General features: G+C 59.8%; 24 protein-coding genes and 2 pseudogenes. 21 read left to right on the top strand and 5 right to left on the bottom strand.

What is annotated here, in order from left to right:
* The 15 genes and pseudogenes from PM04_RS12255 to PM04_RS12190 form a co-directional block, all read left to right on the top strand.
* Window positions 1–244: pseudogene (locus PM04_RS12255) on the top strand (hypothetical protein); the annotation flags it as partial.
* Window positions 245–259: 15 nt separating this feature from the next.
* Window positions 260–2,806 (top strand): phage tail protein, encoded by a 2,547-nt coding sequence (locus PM04_RS12250; protein WP_038007159.1) that lies wholly within the window; start codon window positions 260–262, stop codon window positions 2,804–2,806.
* Window positions 2,807–2,887: 81 nt separating this feature from the next.
* Window positions 2,888–3,565: a tail fiber domain-containing protein gene (locus PM04_RS17685; RefSeq protein WP_152600853.1), complete on the top strand. Its 678-nt coding sequence runs from the start codon at window positions 2,888–2,890 to the stop codon at window positions 3,563–3,565.
* On the top strand, window positions 3,562–3,876 hold the full coding sequence (locus PM04_RS12240; protein ID WP_038007157.1) for a phage holin family protein: 315 nt from the start codon (window positions 3,562–3,564) through the stop codon (window positions 3,874–3,876). The genes PM04_RS17685 and PM04_RS12240 overlap by 4 nt, the downstream gene beginning before the upstream one ends.
* Before the next feature lie 67 nt (window positions 3,877–3,943).
* The gene (locus tag PM04_RS12235) at window positions 3,944–4,216 is read left to right on the top strand and encodes a hypothetical protein (protein ID WP_038007155.1); all 273 of its coding nucleotides are present in this window, start codon (window positions 3,944–3,946) and stop codon (window positions 4,214–4,216) included.
* A 68-nt stretch (window positions 4,217–4,284) separates the two neighbouring features.
* Window positions 4,285–5,217 carry a TIGR02594 family protein gene (locus tag PM04_RS12230; protein ID WP_038007153.1) on the top strand — a complete coding sequence of 311 codons (933 nt, stop codon included), beginning with the start codon at window positions 4,285–4,287 and terminating at the stop codon, window positions 5,215–5,217.
* Entirely contained in the window at window positions 5,214–5,432 is a 219-nt protein-coding gene (locus PM04_RS12225) for a hypothetical protein (protein ID WP_038007150.1), read from the top strand. Before PM04_RS12230 ends, PM04_RS12225 begins: the two co-directional genes overlap by 4 nt.
* Window positions 5,429–5,686 carry a hypothetical protein gene (locus PM04_RS12220; RefSeq protein WP_038007147.1) on the top strand — a complete coding sequence of 86 codons (258 nt, stop codon included), beginning with the start codon at window positions 5,429–5,431 and terminating at the stop codon, window positions 5,684–5,686. The genes PM04_RS12225 and PM04_RS12220 overlap by 4 nt, the downstream gene beginning before the upstream one ends.
* The gene (locus PM04_RS18090; protein WP_152600852.1) at window positions 5,622–5,825 is read left to right on the top strand and encodes a hypothetical protein; all 204 of its coding nucleotides are present in this window, start codon (window positions 5,622–5,624) and stop codon (window positions 5,823–5,825) included. Before PM04_RS12220 ends, PM04_RS18090 begins: the two co-directional genes overlap by 65 nt.
* Window positions 5,822–6,175, top strand: a complete 354-nt coding sequence (locus PM04_RS12215) for a hypothetical protein (RefSeq protein ID WP_038007146.1) — start codon at window positions 5,822–5,824, stop codon at window positions 6,173–6,175. Before PM04_RS18090 ends, PM04_RS12215 begins: the two co-directional genes overlap by 4 nt.
* Complete coding sequence (locus PM04_RS12210) at window positions 6,172–6,378, top strand: hypothetical protein (protein WP_038007144.1); 207 nt, start codon at window positions 6,172–6,174, stop codon at window positions 6,376–6,378. The genes PM04_RS12215 and PM04_RS12210 overlap by 4 nt, the downstream gene beginning before the upstream one ends.
* Entirely contained in the window at window positions 6,378–7,361 is a 984-nt protein-coding gene (locus tag PM04_RS12205) for a hypothetical protein (protein ID WP_038007141.1), read from the top strand. Before PM04_RS12210 ends, PM04_RS12205 begins: the two co-directional genes overlap by 1 nt.
* Before the next feature lie 2 nt (window positions 7,362–7,363).
* Window positions 7,364–8,332 (top strand): tail fiber domain-containing protein, encoded by a 969-nt coding sequence (locus tag PM04_RS17415; protein WP_052077305.1) that lies wholly within the window; start codon window positions 7,364–7,366, stop codon window positions 8,330–8,332.
* Window positions 8,329–9,240 (top strand): hypothetical protein, encoded by a 912-nt coding sequence (locus tag PM04_RS12195; protein ID WP_038007138.1) that lies wholly within the window; start codon window positions 8,329–8,331, stop codon window positions 9,238–9,240. The genes PM04_RS17415 and PM04_RS12195 overlap by 4 nt, the downstream gene beginning before the upstream one ends.
* Entirely contained in the window at window positions 9,240–9,644 is a 405-nt protein-coding gene (locus tag PM04_RS12190; protein ID WP_038007136.1) for a hypothetical protein, read from the top strand. Before PM04_RS12195 ends, PM04_RS12190 begins: the two co-directional genes overlap by 1 nt.
* 30 nt (window positions 9,645–9,674) lie before the next feature.
* On the opposite strand, the gene PM04_RS12185 is transcribed toward PM04_RS12190, so the two are convergent.
* From PM04_RS12185 to PM04_RS12170, 4 genes are all read right to left on the bottom strand, one after another.
* Window positions 9,675–9,929, bottom strand: a complete 255-nt coding sequence (locus PM04_RS12185; RefSeq protein WP_084212706.1) for a winged helix-turn-helix transcriptional regulator — start codon at window positions 9,927–9,929, stop codon at window positions 9,675–9,677.
* Window positions 9,930–10,376: 447 nt separating this feature from the next.
* The gene (locus PM04_RS12180; RefSeq protein ID WP_084212705.1) at window positions 10,377–11,474 is read right to left on the bottom strand and encodes a plasmid partitioning protein RepB C-terminal domain-containing protein; all 1,098 of its coding nucleotides are present in this window, start codon (window positions 11,472–11,474) and stop codon (window positions 10,377–10,379) included.
* A gap of 20 nt (window positions 11,475–11,494) precedes the next feature.
* Window positions 11,495–12,376 (bottom strand): ParB N-terminal domain-containing protein, encoded by an 882-nt coding sequence (locus tag PM04_RS12175; protein ID WP_038007133.1) that lies wholly within the window; start codon window positions 12,374–12,376, stop codon window positions 11,495–11,497.
* 70 nt (window positions 12,377–12,446) lie between these two features.
* The gene (locus tag PM04_RS12170; RefSeq protein ID WP_255347913.1) at window positions 12,447–13,997 is read right to left on the bottom strand and encodes a recombinase family protein; all 1,551 of its coding nucleotides are present in this window, start codon (window positions 13,995–13,997) and stop codon (window positions 12,447–12,449) included.
* A 216-nt stretch (window positions 13,998–14,213) separates the two neighbouring features.
* On the opposite strand from PM04_RS12170, the gene PM04_RS12165 reads away from it, so the two are divergent.
* From PM04_RS12165 to PM04_RS12140, 6 genes and pseudogenes are all read left to right on the top strand, one after another.
* A complete protein-coding gene (locus PM04_RS12165; RefSeq protein ID WP_038007131.1) occupies window positions 14,214–14,726 on the top strand; it encodes a transcription termination/antitermination protein NusG in 513 nt (170 codons plus the stop codon).
* A 48-nt stretch (window positions 14,727–14,774) separates the two neighbouring features.
* Window positions 14,775–15,014: pseudogene (locus tag PM04_RS12160) on the top strand (sugar phosphate nucleotidyltransferase); the annotation flags it as partial.
* Window positions 15,015–15,114: 100 nt separating this feature from the next.
* Window positions 15,115–16,194 carry a polysaccharide biosynthesis/export family protein gene (locus PM04_RS12155; protein ID WP_161785919.1) on the top strand — a complete coding sequence of 360 codons (1,080 nt, stop codon included), beginning with the start codon at window positions 15,115–15,117 and terminating at the stop codon, window positions 16,192–16,194.
* The gene (locus PM04_RS12150) at window positions 16,194–16,625 is read left to right on the top strand and encodes a hypothetical protein (protein ID WP_038007127.1); all 432 of its coding nucleotides are present in this window, start codon (window positions 16,194–16,196) and stop codon (window positions 16,623–16,625) included. Before PM04_RS12155 ends, PM04_RS12150 begins: the two co-directional genes overlap by 1 nt.
* A gap of 18 nt (window positions 16,626–16,643) precedes the next feature.
* Window positions 16,644–18,824, top strand: a complete 2,181-nt coding sequence (locus tag PM04_RS12145; RefSeq protein WP_038007125.1) for a polysaccharide biosynthesis tyrosine autokinase — start codon at window positions 16,644–16,646, stop codon at window positions 18,822–18,824.
* Window positions 18,825–19,032: 208 nt separating this feature from the next.
* Window positions 19,033–20,121: a glycosyltransferase gene (locus PM04_RS12140; protein ID WP_152600851.1), complete on the top strand. Its 1,089-nt coding sequence runs from the start codon at window positions 19,033–19,035 to the stop codon at window positions 20,119–20,121.
* Between the two features lie 382 nt (window positions 20,122–20,503).
* On the opposite strand, the gene PM04_RS12135 is transcribed toward PM04_RS12140, so the two are convergent.
* Window positions 20,504–22,144, bottom strand: coding sequence for an ABC transporter substrate-binding protein (locus PM04_RS12135; protein ID WP_038007123.1), 1,641 nt, complete (start codon window positions 22,142–22,144; stop codon window positions 20,504–20,506).
* Window positions 22,145–22,366 lie beyond the last annotated feature (222 nt).

The following is a 22,366-nucleotide window of genomic DNA, read 5'->3' as shown; positions in this document are numbered from 1 at the left end:
CACCACAGCGCTCGGCGGCGAGCGGGTAATGCGCCGCTTGGGCTGGGCCTCGCTCGAAGAAATGGGGCGCGCGCTCTTGGGTGAGCCTCGTCAGGCCGTTCTCCTTACTCAACGCGGTGATGTGGTTCTGGCCGACACCGGTCTTGGCTTCGGCATCTGCACTGGAGCCAGCGCCGTCGGGATGGCGCCGGAGGGCCTCGTGACCGTGCCGCTCACCTCTTGTCGGCTTGCTTGGCCAACCTGAACCTGGACTGACCTCATGCCTTTTATCGTGACAGCCGTCACCGCGATCGCGGGGGCGATCAGTGGCGTATTGGCTGCAGGCGGCATTGGCGCGGCCCTTCTGCGGATCGGCGGCACGCTTCTGCTGTCCTATGCGGCGCAGGCATTGATGCCAAAACCGCAGACCACGATGCAGCCGCGGACGGTGACGATCCGCGAGCCCGTCGTGCCGCGCGACCTCGTCTATGGCCGCACCCGCAAGGGCGGGGTCATCGTCTTCCTGCACTCCTCGGGGTCGGATAACAAATACCTCGATCTGGTGATCGTGCTGGCCACACATCGCGTCAAATCGATCGGAGCGATCTATTTCGAAGGCGAAGTGGCTGTGAATGCCGCGGGTACCGCGCAAGGCCGATGGGCCGGAAAGGTCCTCGTTGAAAAGAAACTCGGCGCCGCCAACCAGACCGCGTTCGCCGGCCTGAAATCCGCGCTGCCGGACAAGTGGACAGAGAACCATCGGCTGCGGGGCTGTGCCGCGATCCGGTTGCGCCTCACCTATGACCAGGACGTCTTCCCGGGCGGGATCCCGAACATCACGGTCGATCTCGAGGGAAAAGACGACATCTGGGACCCGCGGACCCAAACCGCGGGCTATTCGGAAAACCCCGCCCTTTGCTTGGCTGATTACATGGCCAATTCGACCTGGGGCATCGGCGCGCGCATCGGCCAACCCGACGGGATTGACGAGATGTCCTTGGTCGAGGCGGCGAACATCTGCGACGAGACCGTTCCTCTTGCAGGCGGTGGATCCGAGCCACGCTATGCCTGCAACGGGGTGATCACCCTCTCCGAGGTCCCGAAGACGATCATCGAGGGAATGCTCTCCAGCTTAGCCGGTCGCTGCGCCTTCTCGGGCGGGTCCTGGCGCATCCATGCGGGTGCTTGGCGCGCGCCTGATGTGGCGCTGACCTCGGACCATGTCCGCGAAGGCGGGCTGACGCTCGCTACGCGCGTGACGATGTCATCGAACTTCAACGGCGTGCGCGGGCAGTTCGTCAGCCCCGAGAACGATTGGCAGCCGGATGACTTCCCGGCCTATGCCTCGAATGTTTACCTCGCCGAGGACGGCGGGGAGCGGAAATGGCGCGACATCTCGCTGCCGTTCACGATCTCGGCGTCTATGGCGCAACGGCTGGCCAAGATCGAACTTGAACGTGCGAGACGGCAGATGACGGTGCGGCTCTCGGGGAAACTGTCGGCCTGGGCGGCTACCGTCGGCGATGTGGTGACGCTGTCCTATGCGCGCTGGGGCTTTGCCGCGAAACCCTTCGAGGTGCATGGGGTCAGCTTTGATCTGACAGCTTCGGGCGATGGCGCACTGCTCCTGCCGGAGCTGGTCCTGCGCGAGACCTCGCCCCTCGTCTATGACTGGTCTGCTTCCGAACAGCAGATTTACGCAGCCGCTCCACGGACAGCCCTGCCCAATGCTTACGACATCCCCGCACCCGGCGCGCCGCAGGTCGCCGAAGACCTCTATGTGACGCGGGACGGCGGTGGGCTGAAGGTTTTGGCCAAGATCAGCTGGGAAGCTGCACCGTCTGGATTTGTCTCTGCATACCAGCTGCAGGGGAAACTGGCGGGCGCAACCGAGTGGATCGACTATGGACGCACCGATGGCACCACGCTGGAAATCCGTGACATTGCGCCGGGTGCTTGGGCTTTCCGCGTCAAGGCGATCTCGGTCTTGGGCGTGTCCTCGCCCTGGCAAGAAACAGCGGTCGAAATCCTCGGGCTCACCGCTCCACCGGCGCAGCTCGAGAATGTGACGCTGCAAACGGCGGGTGGGCTGGCGATCCTCAAATGGACCCGCTCGGTGGATCCCGATGTGCGGGTCGGTGGCAACATCGTGATCCGGCACTCAAAGGAAGCGACGGCAACCTGGGCCGACAGCTATTCGATGGACCGGGTCTCGGGCGGTGAAGCCATCGCCGTCGTACCGCTCAAACCTGGTACCTATCTCGTGCGCGCCGAAGACAGCGGCGGGCGTGCCGGCCCTGAAACCCGCGTCTCGACCAAGGGCGCGCAGGTGCTTGCCTTCTCCACCTTGGATTTTTTGCAGGCAGACCCCGGCTTCTTTGGCCCGAAATCCGGCCTTCAGGTCACAGGTGCGACCCTGACGCTCGCTACAGCGACCGCAAATGGCGTGACGCAGGTCAGCACGATGGAGGGGCAATACGGCTTTGCCACCGGGCTCGATCTCGGCGCGGTGAAACGCGTGCGACTGCGCTCGGAAATCGGCGTGGCAGCGCTCGCGCTGAATGACCGGATCGATGCGAGGACCACGATGATGGACAGCTGGGCTGACTTCGACGGATCGGCCGGCGCAGAAATCGACGTGCTCTTCGAGATCCGCGAGACCGATGACGATCCGGCTGCATCGCCGAACTGGGGTCCCTGGGGCCGTCTCGACAATCACGAAATCGAAGCCCGCGCGGTGGAAGCGCGGGCGCATCTCACGACGAAGGACGCGTCCTACACGCCCATCGTCTCGCAGCTACGGCTCTATGCCGATGAGGTCGCGTGAACGCGCTTTCCGTTCCTAAGGCAAACGCCTTCGCTGCCTCTCGGCTGCGCTTTGAGCGCGAATGCCCGCACGTCTTTTTGATTGAGAACGGAAAATGCTGAAATGCCCCAGACATCCAGCTTCGTGATCGCGAACGACGCGGGCGCAGCCGTGCGGGCGCGCATCAATGAGGTGATTGCGGCCTTGCAATCAACAAGTGCCGGGGCCTCGGCGCCAACAGCGACGACGGCAGGTATGCTCTGGGTCGACACCTCGGTCTCTCCGCCGGTGCTGCGCCGCCGGAACGCCACGAACACGGGCTGGGATGCGCTGCTCGATGCGGCAGGCAATCTGGCGGGGCTCGCGAACACGGCCGTCGCGCGCACGAACCTCGGGCTCGGGACCATGGCGACGAAATCCGCCGCCGATTACGACGCGGCGATCTCGGCGAAGGCTGCGCTCGCTGGCGCGACCTTCACTGGCGTCATCACTGCCCCGAACTTCGTCTCTTCGTCAGATGCCCGACTGAAATCCGATGTTGAGACCATCGTCAACGCGCTGGCCTTGGTCAGCGCCTTACGCGGCGTGCGCTTCACGATGGATGGCACGCGCCAGATCGGCGTGATCGCTCAGGAGGTCGAGGCGGTGCTGCCCGAGGTGGTCCGCGACAATGATGCGGGTCAGCTCTCCGTCGCCTACGGCAATATCACCGGCCTTTTGATCGAGGCCGTCAAGGAACTGGCCGCCCGTGTGGCGGCGCTTGAGGAGGCACGCCCATGAATGACGGTGGGTTCATCGACATGATCAACTCGTTCTTCGGCGGGGCGGTTACCACGCTGATTGGTGCCTTCACCGGACGGCTGATGTGGCATTCGGGGGAGGTAAAGCTCGGCAACCGCCGCTTCTTTGGCAAGGAACTCCTTTGGGAAATCCCCGTCGCCGTCGGCATGGCGCTGATCGGGGAGGCGGCGGCGCGCTATATTGGCCTGACTCAGCCTGTTTCGACCGGATTTGTCGCGACGCTCGCCTATCTTGGGCCTCGGGGGGCAGAAGCCGTTCTCGCCACCTGGCTTGGGCGCCGGAAACCCTGAGCTTGTCTTGAACTTGTAATCTTCCTCCGCCATCTACCGGGCATCCCCTTTTTGACTGGAGAGTTTTATGTCCAGCTCGGACCTACCTGCATTGCTTACGGAAGTGACCTCGGCCTCGAACCCTGTGGAGGTGATCCGGGCAATCGTGTTGCAAACCGGTGGCTTTTGGCAGGATGAAACCCAGAAACCTGGCCTTTTTGAGATCCAGTTGGCGGGCATCACGGGGCTTGGTCCATCGGCGGAGACGGCTGTAGATGACTGGCTCCAGCAAGCGCAGCGCGTGAAGGCTGCTGAGGCGCTGACCGGAGAGGCTCAACCAAGCCTTACGGCTCTTCGCTGATCACAAAAGACAATCGAGAAACTGCCACAAGGTCGCCTAAGGGCGGCCTTTTTTATTGGAGGATGGCCATGAAGCCGTTTGACATCGCCCGCAGCTACATCGGCACGACCGAGGGCCTGGGCCCCGCCGACAACCCCGTCATCATGGAGATGTATGCCTCGGTCGGTCACGACTGGGTCGAACACGACTCTGTGGCCTGGTGCGCCGCCTTTATCGGGCATTGCTTTGAGAGGGCTGGCATCCGCTCGACACGCAAGCTGACCGCACGGTCTTATCTCGACTGGGGTGTACCGGTCGAGGTGGTGGATGCCCAGCAAGGCGACATCGGGGTCATTCCGCGCGGCAATTCCAACTGGCAGGGGCACGTGTTCTTTATCGATCGGATCGAGGGCGCTTGGGTCTGGGGTCTGGGCGGCAACCAAGACGACGCAGTCACTGTGAAACGCTTTCCGGTCTCGAAACTCCTCGGTGTGCGGCGCGCCGGGAATGTCGCACCTGCTGTGACGCTGTCGGTGACGGCGGTTCAGCAGCGGTTGAAGGATCTGGGCTATCACGAAGTCGGCCAAATCGATGGGTCGATGGGCCCTCGGACACGTGCTGCCATTTTGGCCTTCCGAAACGACAACGATCTGGCTCTCGTGCCGATCATCGATGTCGCGCTGACTGAGGCGCTGGAACATGCCACGCCGCGGGACATCGCCCCCGAGCGGGCTTCTGGTGTCCCCACGGATAGCCGGATTATGACGGCGGCCAATGCGCAGATCGGTCTGGGCGTGATTGGCGCGGTGGGATCGATTGGCAGTCAGATCGCCCCTGCGCTCATGGAGGCCGAAGAGGCCCGAGACATGGCCAGCCGCGTGTTCACCTTGATCGGGCTGGAAAACTGGCTCTCCGTCTCCCTGCCTTGGATCGGCGCGGCGGTGTTTATCGGCGTGGTCTTTTATGCGCTGCGCGCAAAGGCGGCCCGGATCGACGATCACCGCACGGGGAAGACGCCATGACTTGGGTCTTGATCGTTGTCTCCTGCATCGCAGGCGACAGCCTGCCTGACTGCGGCAGTGGGATCAGCCCAGTTCGTTTTCCAGACTTCGCCGCCTGCGAAGATGCCGCTGTTCGAACGTATGATCAAATGCGGACCGTTGCCCATGCGCGCGGACAATCCGTGCTGCTGCTCGATACACGCTGCGTCGCCCTCTCTCTGGGAGCTCCCGCATGATTGCTATCTTGACCACGCTGTTTGCGGGCCTTGGCCGACGCTTCGCTTATTGGGGCGCGATTGTTGTGGCCATGGGCATCACCGTCTGGATCCTGCTCCGGCAGGGCAAGCACGCCGCAGAGGCCGATCTCGCCATCCGCCGCGCCGATGCCCGTGTCCGCGCGCTGCAAACGTCCAAGGACATCCGTCATGACCTTCAAAACACTGATCGTACCGATCTTGAGCGTCGGGCTGACCGCTGGATGCGCGATTGACCCGCGAGGTTTGCGGGACGATTGCGATTGGGCCGAGCCTATTCGTCCTTCTCGTGCTGATGTGCTGAGCGACGGCACTCTGGCCCAGATCGTTGCCCATAACGAGGTTGGGTCGCGGCTTTGCGGGTGGCAGCCATGACATTGGCCACCTTGAGCGAAGGTCCGGCCATTCTCATCGGCTACGCCTGGCGGCTGCAGATTGAGGCTGACGCACCAGTCTTTGCCGAAGGGGCTCGCTATGCGGGCCATTTGCGCCTCAAACCGAGTGATCCAACGCTCTTGGCAGAACTCTCGAGCGCTGATGGAGGGATACAGCACATCACAGAGACTGTGTTGGAACTGTCTCTGACGCCTTCCCAAACAGCATCGCTGGCACCCGGACGCGTGGTGCTGGATTTGGTGCGCACCGATCTCGAGCCGGATCTGCACTTGGGCTTTCTGCTCGAAATCCCCGTGATGCTGCCAGTGACGCGAGGGCTGAGCCCATGAGCGAAGCGATCCGGCAGACAGGTCCAATTCTGATCACTGCGCCGATCAAGGTACGCGTGGTCTCTGGACCATTCCGCATCCGGCTTGGCGGCCAGCCAGGACCGAAGGGCGCGACAGGCCCACAAGGCGACAAGGGCGATCAAGGTGATCCGGGCATCACGATCCTGCCCACCGACGCCCCCATCAATGGAGGATTTTTCTGATGGCCAATACGATCCAGCTGAAACGCCGCGTCTCGGGCGTGGCTGGGGCGCCCGCTGCGCTCAAATCGGGCGAACTGGCCCATAACGAGGTCGACAATACTGTCTATGTCGGCAAGGGCGACGACGGCAGCGGCAATGCAACCGCCATCGTGCCGGTTGCCGGCAGCGGTGGGTTCATTGCACTCGTCGGCACACAGACCGTCAGCGGGTCCAAGACCTTCTCCCTGGTCCCCAAATCCGGACAAGATGCCAGCGGCGGGACCGATCTTGTTCGCAAGTCCCAGGTCGACGGCCTGCTGTCGACGAAAGCGCCCTTGGCGTCACCAAGCTTCACAGGATCGCCCACGGCACCGACAGCGGTCGCGGGCACGAACTCGACGCAGATTGCAACGACGGCCTTCGTGAACACCGCCATTGCCGGCTTCGGTGCTGGCGACATGGCAAAATCCACCTATGACACGGACAATGATGGAAAGGTGGATGCCGCAGAAATTGCAGATGCCGTGCCTTGGTCTGGGATCACGGGCAAGCCCACGAGCTTTACGCCCTCAAGCCACAGCCATTCGATCGCGCAAGTTACGGGGCTCCAGACGGCGCTGGATGCAAAGGCACCTCTTGCATCGCCTGCACTGACAGGATCGCCGACGGCCCCCACTGCAACGGCCGGTACGAACACAACGCAGATTGCGACAACAGCCTTTGTCGCCGCCACCATCGGGGCGCTCATCGATGCCGCTCCCGGCGCGATGGACACGCTGAACGAGCTGGCGGCGGCGCTTGGCGATGATCCGAACTTTGCGACCACGGTCACGAATGCGCTGGCGGGCAAGCTATCGGCAGCCTCGAACCTCTCAGACCTACCGAACAAGGCAACATCGCGCTCGAACCTCGGACTGGGGTCCATGGCCACGCAAGCCTCCAGCAATGTCGCGATCACCGGTGGATCGATCAACGGGATCACCCTTGACGGTGGGACCTTCTGATCATGGCAAATACCGTTTTGGTCAAAAGAACGACCGTGGCCGGCCGGGTGCCCAGCACGGCGCAACTCGCTGCCGGAGAACTCGCCGTAAATGTCACTGACGGAAAGCTCTTCCTGAAACGCGTCTCCGGCGCCGAAACCGTGATCGAACTCGGACAGACTGGGCCGCAAGGCCCCACGGGACCGGCCGGTCCCCAAGGTGCGACCGGGCCAACAGGGCCTCAGGGTCCCACCGGTCCAACAGGGGCAACAGGCCCGAAAGGTGATACAGGTACGACCGGTCCTCAGGGCCCAACGGGTGCCACAGGACCGACACCAGCGCATCAATGGTCCGGGACCAGCCTGCGATTTTATAACGGATCAACCTGGGGCGCTTACGTAAACCTGAAAGGCTCAACAGGTGCCACTGGACCAACCGGCGCGACAGGTCCCAAGGGTGATACTGGCGCCACTGGCCCGACAGGACCGCAGGGACCTGCAGGTCCCACGGGCCCAACCGGTGCAACCGGTCCACAAGGCCCCGCAGGAGCAGACGGCTCGCCGGACACCGCGGCGCAGGTGCGTGCCAAGTTGGTGACGGTGGATGGTTCTGGGTCGGGAATTGATGCCGATCTGCTTGATGGCAGCCATGCCAGTGCCTTCGCACTCCTGAGCGGGGCGACCTTCTCTGGCACGGTGACCGCGCCGAACTTCGTCTCTTCGTCCGACGCGCGGCTCAAATCCGACATCGCGCCCATCGCGGATGCGCTGGCCAAAGTGCAGGCGCTCACCGGCGTCACCTTCACCATGACGGGCAGTGATACCCGGCAGCTGGGCCTCATCGCACAGGACGTGCAGGCGGTCGCCCCGGAGGCCGTTGTGGAGACGGAGGGCGTGCTGCGCCTCGCCTATGGCAATCTCGTGGGTCTCCTCGTCGAGGCCATCAAGGACCTCGCTCAGGAGGTCGACCAGCTGAAAAGGACCGCACCGTGATCGAGACCGGACTGCATGTCATCTACAACACGGGCACGCCGCTGCATTACGCCGTCGATGTCCAGGACACCTACGCCGGAATTGCAGTCTTTGCGCGCTGTCAGGCTGGTGAGGGCTTGCGCAACAGCGTCGGAGCGATGGTATGGGCTGACCTCTCGGCGGAACTCGCCACGCCCTTTGACCAGGAACGGGGCGCTGGCTTCGTTGATATGCGCGGCAATGGGCTTTTTGTGCCCGATCTGCCGGGCTGTACCCATGGCGGGATCTATAAAGGCCGGTCCTATGTCTTCCTCGATGGAATGCGCGGCCATGACGAAATCACCGATCACGCTCTGATCGACATCATGACTGACAATGCGGGCTTTCCGCAGCCCTGGCGCAACCGCTTTGCCCAATCCGCGCGAGAGAAGGTCGACCTGTCGTTTCGCCACCGTGCGCGCATGCAGGCCTCGAATGCACTGGTGATCTTCATGCCGATCAAGGGGCCGCTGTCCTCGACCCGGATCGAGATCCTTTGCGATCAGGACCCAATCCTGCTGAACGGCACCACTGTCGCTGGCCAGATCGATGATGCAACAATCCCGAATGACGGGCAGTGGTTCAAGCAGTTCTACTTCCACGCTGTGCCATCTGACCCTGCGGCACTCTCGGTTCCCACGGGTGGGCGGGCCGAGGTGCCGATTGCTCTCCGCTGGAATGGAGATGGCGCGCCCTGCGCCCATGAGCTGGCGCTCAAGCTCGAGAGTGACGCCGGCTATCTGCCCAAGCGACGACTGACGACAGATGCAAGCGGGGTCGGCAGCTTTGTCGTCGAGGCGCTGGGGCTCAGCCCGGGCGACCAGATCGCTGTCAAGATCAACACTGAGCATTACACCGCGATCAGCAAGATCATCCTGGAGGTCGTGTGATGGAAATTGCCACCACGACCGAGCTGCAGCTGATTTACCCGGCCTTCGTCATGCACAAGCACTGGGAGATGCCCGAGGGCTTCAATGACCGCCTTTACGCGCTGGCAGCCGAGGACGCAGTGGCAAACCGTATTCAGGACACGGACGATGGCCGCAACGTTGGCGATCAGACCAACCATCTTGGGCATCTGCGCCACAACTTCCTTATGGACCGACAGGACCCAGCCATCGCGGCGCTGGCGCAGATGGTGGCCGCGGCTGTGCGCGAATATCTCCAACTGGCTTATAGCTATGACCACACTGGCGAGATCAGGATGATGTCAGACACCTTCTGGCAGCGCCGGGCCGCACGCGAGAACGTCGGGATCAACGCCCATAGCCAGTTTTCCGCTACGCGCTTTTGACTTGCGTTCTGTTACGCCACCGCAGAAAGCTCAACGACAGCCCGATCGTAAACCCTGGGGCTGTGGCCCAAAGCGGCCATACCGCCGCTTGTCTTCTGCCGCCGTGAAATTCCCCAACTTAACAAGCCCTTTGTCGATCAAGGCGTTCAACACATAGTGTATCCCGCCGACACTTACGCCGACCGCCTCAGCTAACTCCCGCTGTGACATTTCAGGGTTTTCTTGCAGGAGACGAAGCACGCGAAAATGCGTGTCCTCCTGCAGCTTGGTGCGCTTGCTGGTCATTTCAGGATTTTCTCAGGCTACCGCACAAGGACTGCCAGTAGGGCGCCTTGTCGGATGCAAAGGTGATGATGAGAATAATTTCCACATCGCTCAGTTCCGAGCGATAGCAAATGCTGCGGGCGCAAACAAGAGGAAATTCAGATATTCACGAGGTATTCGTCAATAAAATCGCAGTTGTCGATCTGTGAGCTGGGCGCTCAGACGCAAGCGGAGCCTTGCCCCGGAGGGAGGCTGTGGCTGGAACTCATACCCATTTTAAATCCGTAGACCTTGAATGTAACAAGCTCATAACTGAACGACCCCGTCAACACAAGGCCACATCATGATCTTGGTTGGTCGTCGATCCCGTGCGCGGCTTAGCGATAGCTCCTCGACACACGGCCACAAGTCGCTTTGGGATCAGCCAATTGGGCAAAGATTTCGGAAGCTCATCCCGAGCCGAGCCCATCACCCGAGTTGACCATCCATGCCCAGGCCCGATAATGCCTCGGTGCCGTCTTGCGCCGGTTGGGCTTGCGCCGCCGACGTGGTCCCGCCCGGTCCTTCCTCGCGCTCCGCCTGTTCCACCGCTTCCTCCATACTGACGGTGTTCAGCACCAGTTCGAACTGCTCGAGGATCTCGGACGCATGCCGCGCCACGTAGGACCTTACGGCCTCGTTCTCCATCAGCTTTTTCAGGTAACCCTTGGCGACGACGAGGTTCAGCAGCTCGGACCCGTAGTTTTCCTCGGCATGCTTGTACTTTTCTTGCACTTGGCTCATCTCGCGCTCGAGCTTGACGATCTGTTCCAGCGGATCGCCCTTGGGCTGTTCCGGCAGCGGCGGCTTGTAGTCGGTGCGCTGTTCCGGCGGCGTAGCCTTCAGGAGGGCGTCCGCATGGGCGGCGGTGATGGTGTTGGCCGCGATCATCAGCTCGACCGCTTCGATCTGTCGGGCGGCCTTCATCTTGCGCAGGTGTCGAGTCACATCCGGCGTGAACTGGTGGTCCTGGAGCAGTTCCACCGCCTTGGGGCAGATGCCGTGCAGCAGGTTGATCCGGCTGTTGATCGTCGAGAGGTTCACGTTGAACGCGCGTGCAAGCCGTTCCTTGCTGACGCCCTTGTCAATGGCGCGGCGCAGCATGTAGTGCTCTTGCACCGTCGAAAGCCTGTTGATCCGGTGATTGTAGGTATAGGTCTCAAAATCCTTGGCGATCAAGCAGGGCGCCGTGTCCTGGCCCAGTTCCTTCAGCGCTAGCACCCGCAGATTGCCATCCAGCAGCAGAAACCCGGCCGCATCTTGGTCCGGCTTGATCACGGAAAGCGGTTCGATCAAACCGATTTCCCGGATCGAAGAAACGATCTGCTTGAACTTGCGCGTGGTCATCACACCGTCCGGAACCTTTTTCGATGGCATGAGCTCTTCGAGCGGGATCTGGAAGGTCTCAAGATCAAACCCGAGGGTCAGGTTCAACGGCGCCTTGGGATAGGGCGCGTCGCTGTCGTCCGCGTCAGGCTGAGGAAAGGCCCCGGGGTAAAGCGGCTTTACTGTGCTGAGATCATTCATGGGATGTTCCTTTTCGGGTTTCAGGCGGTTTCAATGCGGTCGGCGAGGTATTTCGGCAGGCTGTCGAGGCCTTCGGCACGCAGGAGCGTCACGAAGTGCTCATCGGCAAAAAGGCGTTTCAGCCCCTGGACCACCAAGAGCAGTTGCTGATGCGCATGATCGGCTTTCAGCATAAGCTTGTGTTGGCGGGCGACCTCGCGCTGGTAGGTCTTGACCAGCGAGTGCGCCGAGTTCGGCAACTTCGGGCGATCGCCACCGGTTTTGGGGCCCTTTTCGCGACGCTTTTCGATCAGCCGCTTGGCATCCGTGATCTGATGACCTTTCAGCTGGCCGGTCTTGTAGGCCTCTTCCAGCATGTCGCCGAGGTTTTCGTCATCGTGCTTGGCGCGGGCGATTTCGAGGGCGGTGGTCAGCGGGATAGTGCCATTTTGCACCGCCTCGATCAGGCGCTCTTCGCCCTTTTCCAAAAGGAAGACGATGTCTCGGACGTATTTTTCGGAAAGCCCCGTGCGGTTGATGATGTCGTCGATAGTATAATCCCGCGCGAGCAAGAGCTCGATGTCGGCCAGGATCTCCAGCGGACGATGACCCCGCCGGGCGATGTTTTCGGCCAGCGACATGATGAAGGCGTCTTCATCGGTCACATTCACCACCAGCGCCGGGATATGGCTTTCGCCCAGCAGGCGGAAGGCATTCAGCCGTCCTTCGCCGCAGACCAGCAAATAGGCGGGCGCCCCATCGGCACCTTCGCGCTCCGTCACCGTGATCGGCTTTTTAAGGCCGATGGAGCGGATGTTCTCAACGATCTCCTCAAAGACCTTCATGTTGCGGTCCCGCGAATTCAGGACTTCGATCCGGTCGATGGGGACGAGCGTGACGCTCTCGGGTGTGTCAGTCATCATGGGTGTGGTTTCCTTTTCCAGCAAAATTGTTCATGTTTTGTGCTTGCGTTGATTTCCATAAATCCGCTCCTCATTCCCATTTCCGGCGAATTCCGACCCGCTCGGTCATGCCGTAGAAAAAGCCGAGGTCCTCGAAGCGGAAGGCCTCGAAAGCGATGCTGGTGCGGTTGCAAAGCCGGATTTCCTGCCGAGGTAAATCGAGCCAAGGCAGCAGGTAGTAATCGAGCTCCTCGCGGTTCTCGGGATCAAGCCGCACGGCCAGCGTGACGTCCGCCTGATAGCGCATTGGATCAAACCGGATCCGCCAGCGTAGGCGCCCGTCGCCCTGTGGCTGGCAGCGCGCCAGGACCAAACTGACGACCATCTCACCGTTGATGGTCAGCAGATCGGTCTTCGGATCACGCGCCACCGTGCCGCCCACCTCCGCAATTGCCGCCTCTGTCCGCGCGATGATCTCCGGATGCATCCCGCGCAGGCGCTTGTTCAGCGCGATGCGTTCGTGATCCCGGTCCGAGCGATAGCCAATCATCTCATAGGCTCGGGCGAGCGAGCCGAACCGGTTTCGATAGGCCGAAGACGAGGGCATGTCTGGCGTCTGATCAATCAGCACCCCGGAAAGCTGGCCAGCGTCGGCGTAAAGCCGTTTCAGGTGATCCAGCAGCTCCTCGTCTGACAGGCGTGCAGACCGCGCCGTGATGATCTCCTGCGCGGTCAGGAAGAACTCAAGCGGCACAATCCCCTCGAAGGCGCCTTCCTTGCGCACCCACATGTCCGGCGGGTTTTCCACATGCAGCTTCTTCAGCTTGAAGGAGGAGCGGTTGTAGACATTGTTGCCGATGTATTTCTCATTGGTCAGCACCGTGCGCACTGTGCCGGAAGTCCAAGGCCGATCCAGATCAGTGGTCACGCCTTCTTCGTTCAGGCGGTCGGCGATCTCGCGGAAGGACAGATCCTCCTCGATCAGCCAGCGATACATCTTGTTCACCCAGGCCACTTCCTCATCGGGCCCGGGCATCAGGATGACGCGGTCGGTCTGAAGCGATTTGTGCTCCCCGCGCTTCAACTCGCCTTTGATCTCGCCGCGCTCGTTCACAAGCACACGGCGCAATCCGAAGCCGGCTGCGCCGCCCTGGCGGAAGCCCAGCTCAATCAGGCGGCACTGGCCGGCGAAGACCTTGACCGAAAGCTCCCGGCTGTATTCCCCGGCCATGGCGCGTTTGACGCCCTTGACGATGGTCGAAACGGGGGAGCCGTCATTCTCGAACTGTTCAGCGCAATAGGCGACGTTGATGCCGGCGCGCTTGCAGATGTATTCGTAATAGGCGCTTTCGTCCGCGTCTTGGAAACGGCCCCAGCGGCTGACATCGTAGACCAGGATCACGTTGAAGTCGGCCGCGCCGGATTCCACATCCGCGATCAGCTGCTGCAGCGCCGCGCGCCCTCCGATGGAAAGGCCACTCTTGCCGTCATCGGCATAGGTCTTGATGATTTCGATGCCGCGCTTTTCGGCGTATTCGCGGATCTTGTCGGACTGGTTGTGCGTTGAATACTGCTGATGCTCCGTCGACATGCGCACATATTGCGCCGCCCGAAACTCTGTAATCTCGCCACTCCCGTCCAACTCAGCCTCCGATCCGTCTTCAAGTCGGTCGGACGTTTGCGTGGGTGGAGAAGTGTATCAAGCTGATAGTGCTGAATTATCACATTATATCAATGCTCTGGGCGGTGAAAGCTCCATCATCTTCATCAAAATGTAATCGAACACCCGGAAAACCATACTTGCATCTGTTCAAGTTCGAGCGATATGTGGGCGGTAGAGTTTTAATGAGGGTTCGAGATGACATTCCACGATCGCGGCACAAGCTGGTTTCTGGCGCAGCTGAAGCCGAACTGCGCCAACATCGCGGACAAGAACCTCAAGCGCCAGGGCTTCCAGACCTTCCTGCCGATGGAAGAGGAGACACGCCAGCGCAATGGCAAGTTCGTCACCGCCATGCGTCCACTGTTTCCCGGCTACATCTTCGTGGCCTTCGATGTGGCCCGCGGGTTCTGGCGGACGGTCAACTCGACCTACGGCATCACACGGCTGGTGAGCTTCGGGAAAGAACCTACCGCTGTGCCGCTGGATCTGGTCTCGCAGCTGATGTTGCGCTGCGATGCGAAGGGCAAATTACTGCCCCCGAAGCTTCTGAAGCCTGGGGATCAGGTCACGCTGACCAAGGGACCATTTGCCAATTTTGTGGCTGAGGTCGAAAAGATCGCGCCGGATCGGCGCGTCTGGGTCCTAATGGAGATCATGGGCGGACAGACCCGCGTTGCCGTCGGGGCAGACCAGCTGCGGTCCTTGTGAATTCGATAGATAACCGCAATCACAAATAATTCGTATCGGAAAATCTTCATGAAACCCGTTCGCAAAGCTGTATTTCCCGTTGCCGGTTTCGGCACCCGTTTCTTGCCGGCCACCAAGGCTATGCCGAAAGAGCTGCTGCCGATCGTCGATAAGCCGCTTATTCAATATGCGGCCGAAGAAGCCATTGCGGCGGGGATCGATACGCTGATTTTCGTGACGGGGCGCAACAAGCGGGCGATTGAGGATCATTTCGACAGCAATCAGGAACTGGAGGCCGCACTCCGGGCGACTTACTCGGAAGGTAGCGGGTGTTGCTTCCGTTGTAATTGTGATGCATGAAAAGCTCGAAATCGTTCATGCTTCGCTTTATAAACATCCAGGAGAATTGATGATCAAGGGCCCTACACCTATGCGAATTTTTATCTGGGCAGCGCTTTTTCCACTTTTGAGCGCCTGTGAGAGCCAATTGCCTGTGGCTGGTGATGGGTTGAGCAAGGCCGTGGTTGAGGTCTTGCCGGATGCCCGGGTTGTTTTGCTTGACGATCAAAACGTTCTTCAGTTCACCGCTGCGGCTGCCAGCGTTCCGCAAAGCGCCTCTGTTCCCGGTCGGTCGTCGTGGGTTTATCGCGTCGGCACAGGTGACGTTCTAAAGATCATCGTTTGGGGTGTGTCCGAGCTGAACGACCCGTCGCAATACATCGAAGGCGCGCCGGCTCCGGGCACTGTTGTGCAAGCAGATGGAACGGTATTCTTCCCCTATGTGGGCGCCGTTGAGGTTTCGGGCAAAACCGTCCCGGAAATCCGCGAAGCGCTGACCAAAGGTTTGAGCGAGTATTTCCCCGACCCCCAGGTCGAGGTGCGCGTGATAGAGTTTAACTCACAATCCGCGGTCATCTCTGGCGCCGTGGAAAATCCGGCCCGCTATCCGCTGAGTACAAACCCGACCCGTTTGTTGGACCTCGTGGCGCAGGCGCGCCTCGATCCTGCGCGGGCGGATACGGAGCGGGTGATCTTGCGTCGTAATGGTAAGACCTATCCAATCAACCTCGATGCATTTGTCAGATATGGCCGCGAGTCGTCGAACCCATTGGTTCTGGATGGCGACACCGTATTTGTTCCGGATCGCAAGCCAGATGAAGCCTTTGTCTTGGGTGAGATCAAAACTGCATCTTCGGTGAATATCTCCGAGCGTGACGTGAGTCTGACCCAGATCGTGAGCGAGGCGGGCGGTTTGAATATCCGTGGCGCCGATGCTCGCGGTATCTTTGTGTTCCGCCGTGATGGTGATGGTTTGACCGTGTTCCAGTTGGATGTTTCGAACCCGAGCGCCTATCTGATCGGCACGCGTTTCGCGATGCAGGCGCAAGACGTTGTATTTGTCACCACCGACCCGGTGTCGCGTTGGAACCGTCTGATTTCTGACCTGTTGCCGAGCTTGAGTCTCTATCAAAACGCGAGCAATATCTGATGTTTAAGTCGGTTCTGGTCGTCTGCACAGGGAACATCTGTCGATCGCCTGTGGGTGAACGTGCTCTAGCTGCGCTTTGCCCGCATTTGACCGTGACCTCTGCCGGGATCGGTGCGTTGGTTGGCAAGGGTGTCGACAAAGACGCGGCGGCGGTTGCGCGCGCGCACAACGTCAAAGTCGAGGGTCACGCGGCCCGTCAGATCAGCTCCGAAATTCTTGCGATGCACGATCTGGTTTTGGTGATGGGGCCAGAACATCGCCAATACATCCGCGAGAATTTCCCGCACGCGAGTGGCAAAACGATGATGTTCGACAAATGGGAGCGCGATGAAGGCATCGAAGACCCCTATCTTCAGAGCGTCGAATTTCATGAATTGGTATTTGCCGAGATCGATAAGTCGGCTCGGTCTTGGGCTAAACGGCTCGGCTAAAGTATTGGAGGCCGTTACGTGTCTAACAAAAATGACTATGACGACGAGATCGACCTGGCTGAAATTTTCCACGTGCTTTGGGCGCGCAAGCTGTTCATCGCGGCTTTTGTGGTCGGTTTTGTAATCATCGGGTTTTTATACGCAAAATCCCAGACGCCAATTTTCCAATCCACAGCTCTCGTTCAGCTAGAGGAACGGTCGAGCGGAGGGGACCTGCCGGCAGAGTTGCAGGCATTGATGGGCAGCGGCTCTGGTGGTCGCGCGGCGACCGAGATCGAGATCCTGAAATCCCGTAGCGTGGCGAGCGACGCGGTGCATGCCTTGGGGCTTCACATCGATGCCGCCCCGCGCGCGTTGCCTTTTTTGGGGAATATCTTCCGCCATCTTGGTGTGCCGCATTTCGGCACCTCGTGGCTCAAGGCCTATTCGTGGCAATCTGAGACCATTGAAGTCGGCGTGTTGCGGGTTCGGTCTGAATGGATCGGCGAAGAGATCGTTGTCGTCAAAACCGATGAGAGATCGTTTGACGTAGAATTGCCGGATGGATCCGCGCTTTCTGGTCAGGTTGGCACGCCTGTTGCGGGCGGCGAAGACTTTGCTTTGCGTGTGGATGCGCTGACGGGGCCTGTGGGGCGCGAATACATCGTGTCGAGCCGCGATCCGGTGCTGATTGCCACAGAATTGTCAGAAGATCTGGGCGTTGCCGAGGTTGGCCGTCAGTCGTCGATCCTGCGTCTGACGTATCGCCACCCCGACCGTGCAATGGCCTCGGGCGTGTTGGATGCTGTGATGGCGGCCTATGTGCGCCAGAACATTCAGCGCGGTGCCGCGTCTGCTGAAAAGAGCCTTCAGTTCATTCAGGACCGCCTGCCCGACGCAGAGGCGCAGGTTCAAGCGGCGCAATTGGCGCTCAATTCCTACCAGCGGTCTGTGTCTTCGGTCGATTTGACCTTTGAAACCCAGCAGGTTCTGTCGAGTGCCGCAAAGATTGAAACCCAGCTGAACGATCTGAAGATGCAGCAAGCGGAACTGGCATTGGATGTGACGCCGAACCACCCGAGCTACAAGCGTCTGGAAGAAAACCGCGTGATCCTTGAGGAGCGTCTGGCGGCTATTCGTGAGGAAACCCAAGGCTTGCCCGAGCAGCAGTTGGAAGTGTTCAATCTCAACCGTGATTTGCAGGTTGCGCAGGAAATTTATCAGTCACTGTTGCAACGTCGTCAGGAATTGCAGGTTGTTCGGGCCTCCACCATCGGGAACATCCGTGTGATTGATAACGCTCTGACCGAGCGTTTTGCGGTCGCGCCGCGCACCAAAATCATCGTCATGCTGGCGGCGGTTTTGGGCCTGATCACGGGTGTTGGCGCGATCCTCGTGCCGCGTATGCTGCGCCGGACGGTGGATGGGGTTGAGGATCTCGAAAACCTGGGGCTTTCGGTGTTTGCCTCTGTTGGGTTCTCGAAACTGGCAGACCAGTCGTCGAACAAGAATAAAACCATGTCCATTCTGGCGGTTGATCGACCCACTGACCTTTCGGTTGAGGCATTGCGGTCGCTGCGGACCTCGATGCACTTCGGGATGATTGACGCAAAATCGCAGTCGCTGGCGATTACCTCGCCTGCGCCTGGTGTTGGCAAGTCGTTCATCTGTGTCAACCTTGCTGCGGTGATGGCACAGGCTGGCACGCGGGTTGTGGTGATTGACGCAGACCTGCGGCGCGGCGTTTTGCGCAAGTATTTCAACTGTCCGCGAGATACGAATGGCCTGTCAGAAGTTCTGGCCGACGATGTGATGCTGGAAGATGTGATCCGTAAAGGTCCGATTGAGAACCTGTTTTACATCACCTCGGGGCACTATCCGCCAAACCCGTCGGAATTGCTGATGCGGCCCAAGTTTGAGCAGGTGATCAAGCAACTCTCGGAACAGTTTGATTTCGTCATCGTGGATGCGCCGCCGATTTTGGCCGTGACCGACCCTGTTATTTTGTCAAAATACGTTGGCGCGACGATGATTGCGGCGCGTCACAAGGTGACCGCGGCGCCCGAGCTTGAGGCCGCGATCCGTATATTTGAGGCGGGCGGCGGTAAGTTCATCGGTGCGATCCTGAACGGCTACAAGGCCGAGGCGTCGGGCAAGGGCGGCTATTACTATTACTACAACAAACGTTATGCCTATGATGACAAAGGCAGCAAGGAGTGATTGAATAACTGGCGGGTTTTGGTGCACGATGGTTCACGCGCCCGTGAGCGCATCTTTCGGTTAGTTCACTCTTGAGATGTTATGAAAATGTAACACTTGGGGGCGGAGGCCCCTCGCACTCAAAAGATATGCTGGCGATATTGGGCCGATTGGCCTACTCGGTCCACATTAACCTGAGACTCATTTATAACTTTGATAGGGGCTGACCTTGGTTCACCAAGCCATGTTGCATTTTGAATGGCACGAGTTTGTTTTGGCCGCGCTTGCGTTTGTGATTTGTGCTGCGGTTGTTTTGCTGCGTAAGCGGTTTCCGCGCCTCAGTGGGCGCACAGATGACTTGAGGGCGGTTCAGTCCATGCATACGCGGCTCACCCCACGTGTTGGGGGCGTTGCGATCTTCGGTGCACTGGGTCTGAGCGTGATCTTTGCGCCCGTTTCAATCTCTGGGCCGTATGCCAATTTCGTTCTTGCGACCTCGCTGCTCTTCGTGGTGGGGCTGGCAGAGGACCTTGGATTTCACATGTCGCCTCGACGGCGGATGTTGGCTGCCATGGGCGCGAGTTTGCTGGCGATCTGGCTCTTGGGCGTTTGGCTGCCACGCGCCGGAATCCCCGGGCTGGACCTGCTGGTAGCGCACTGGGCGATCGGCATTCCGCTTACCCTTCTGGTGACGGCAGGTATCGCAAACGGCTTCAACCTGATCGATGGGGTGAACGGCCTCGTGTCTATGACGGCTATCGCAGCAGCTATTGCACTGAGCTATATTGCAGAGCTGGCAGGCTACGCCACGATGGTCCACCTGGCGATGATGATTGCCGCAGGTATCTTCGGGTTCTTCCTCCTGAACTATCCCTTTGGTCTGATCTTCCTCGGCGATGCCGGGGCATACACGATCGGCTTTGTGCTGAGTTGGTTTGGGATTTCAGTGCTTCTCAATTCGCCCGATGTCTCGCCCTGGGCCATTTTGCTGACGATGTATTGGCCCGTGGCTGATACATTGCTGGCGATCTATCGGAGGTCTCGCAGGAACAGGGACGTTTCCGCACCGGATCGGCTGCATGTGCACCAGATGGTAATGCGGGCTTTGGAGATCTGCATCCTCGGCCGAAACCGCCGTCAGATTGCAAACCCGCTCACAACGCTCGTGCTGTCGCCCTTCGTCATCGCACCGCCAATCGCGGGCGTGCTGCTGTGGAACCAAAATCAGAATGCATTTCTGGCCGTCGTGGTCTTTGGGGTGCTGTTCTTTGCGAGTTATGCGGCAGCGCCCGGTCTGATCCGCAGGTTCCGGCGATAATCACGGGACTGCCTGACGTTTGAACCTCGTAGGCGTAACATTACACTTGGGCCCCCAAAAAACGTCTCAGCGGTAACCCGTTGAAGGAAGTCGCGGCCAACCTGCGCGCTCCATTGTTTGACGGGTTCGCTCCCAGAGCCGCTTGACTCGATGCACACTCGAACCCAGCCTCGCATCAATGATTACAATAACTTAGTAGGTGGAGAGGGTTCGCCATCAGACCCATCCCGTCCGCCACCTACACCACTTCGAGCGCCGTCCGGTTGTTCATAGACGCAATTGGTCTGACGAGCGTGCTGCTGCTTCTTTCAAAACATCCGCCGCTTCTGACCACCCCCTGACGCCAGCATGGCCCGCGTCAGGGAGTGTTGTTGGAACCCGCTTAGCTCGCGAGGCCCAGTTTCGTGACGTGGATCTCAAACGTTGGATGCATGTCCGCTCCGATCACGTTGGCTTTGTGGTGACGGTAGATGGAGCGCCAATAGGGTTGGATAATCACGCCCTCATCCTGCATAATCTTCTGCAACTTGGCCATCACCTCGCGGCGCTGATCAGCGTCTGCAATTGCCAAAGCATCCGCCAAAAGCGCGTCAAACTCTGCGTTTGCGAATGCGCTTTCGTTCCAAGGTTCGCCCGAACGATACGCCAGCGCGAGCACCTGCACGCCCAAAGGCCGCTGCGCCCAATCCGTCGTAGAGAGCGGGTACTTTGCCCAATCATTCCAGAACGTTGCCCCCGGCAAAACCGTGCGCTGCATCGGGATGCCCGCATCCCGGATCATCGCGGCGGCGGCGTCCGAGGTGTTTTTGCGCCAAGTGTCGTCGATTGACACCAAGTCGTGTTCGAAATTAGCCATCCCGGCCTCGGCCATCAGGGCCTTTGCGCCAACAGGGTCGAACACGGGCGCCGGCAATTCGGCGTATTCGGGATGGATCGGGGAAACGTGTTGGTTTTCGGCCACGCGACCGTTGTTCGAAAAGCCCAATTCCAAAAGAACCGCGTTATCTACGGCCATCGCAAGCGCCTTGCGAACGCGGGCATCCGCGTAGGGTTTGATCCCGTTTACTTCGGCCTCTTGGTTGGCGCGGATCACGACCGTGTTTGCCGTGACAGCCTCAGACTTGGACCACCCGATAGCATCCATCACCAAGATGAAATCGCCGATGGACTCGTAGACCATATCGACTTCACCCGCGTCCACGGCAGCCACGATACCCGCCTGCTCCGTTCCAAAGTCGAGGTATTCAATCCGGTCCAAATAGGCACCGGTGCCCCACCATGTGTGGTTCTCATTCTTGACCAAGACCGCTTTTACGCCGACCTCAAAATCGCCGGGCAAATAGGGACCCGTCCCGATGGGATTTTCCAACGGATCGCCTGTGAAACTTTGGTGCACAATCGCCGCTGGATAGTCCGAGAACCCTGCGATCAGCGTGATGTCGGGTTGGCCAAGCGTCAGGCGCACGGTGCTATCGTCGACGACCGTGATTGCACCTTCGCGGGCGATCCCGGTTTCGGCATCCACCAACGAGCCCATGCGGGAGGCCATGGAGTTGCCCTCAACTGCGGACTCGCACCAGCGCGCAATGTTGAACGCGACGTCATCGGCGGTAAAGGCATCGCCGTTGTTCCACGTCACGCCTTGGCGGACCTTAAGCGTGTATTCCGTGGCATCCGCATTGACTTGCCAAGCTTCCAGAAGCATCGGCTCAAAGCTGCCATCCACCTGATATTCCACGAGGTACTCCAGATATCCGCGGGTAAAGTTCGACATCTGCGGCCAGTCATATGTACGCGGATCCTTCAGCGCCTTCACAGTTGATTCAATGCGCAATGTGCCCCCCGCCTGCGCGTGGGCCGCGGCACGAGCGGGTCGTGCGGCCCCCAACAAGCCATACGCGGCCGCAGTTGTGACGCCCAAAGACGTCGCACGGGTCAAGAATTCACGGCGCGACAAGGTTCCGGCGCGGACCTCATCTGCATAGGCGCAGGCAGCGGAATGGATGTGTTTTGGATCGGTCATGCAACGCTCTTCGGTTTTGATGAAAACTTGGGAGCCGCCCCCCTATCAGGCTACGAAGCGGCTCAGAGCGCGGTTGTCGCACCCATTGATCAAAGATGAAAAATTGCTCAAAAACGACATCGTTGATAAAATACGACATCCATCACGAGCGCAACAAGCGTTTAACTGATGGCCCAAAATATCCCAAATACCGCCATTTTGATCAGCCTATTGAGAGTTAAC

Origin of the sequence: Thalassobacter sp. 16PALIMAR09 (assembly GCF_000765485.1) — a bacterium.
GTDB lineage: Bacteria > Pseudomonadota > Alphaproteobacteria > Rhodobacterales > Rhodobacteraceae > Thalassobacter > Thalassobacter stenotrophicus.
The sequence above is the reverse complement of the archived record's forward strand: the minus strand, read 5'-3'. Positions and strand labels throughout refer to the sequence as shown.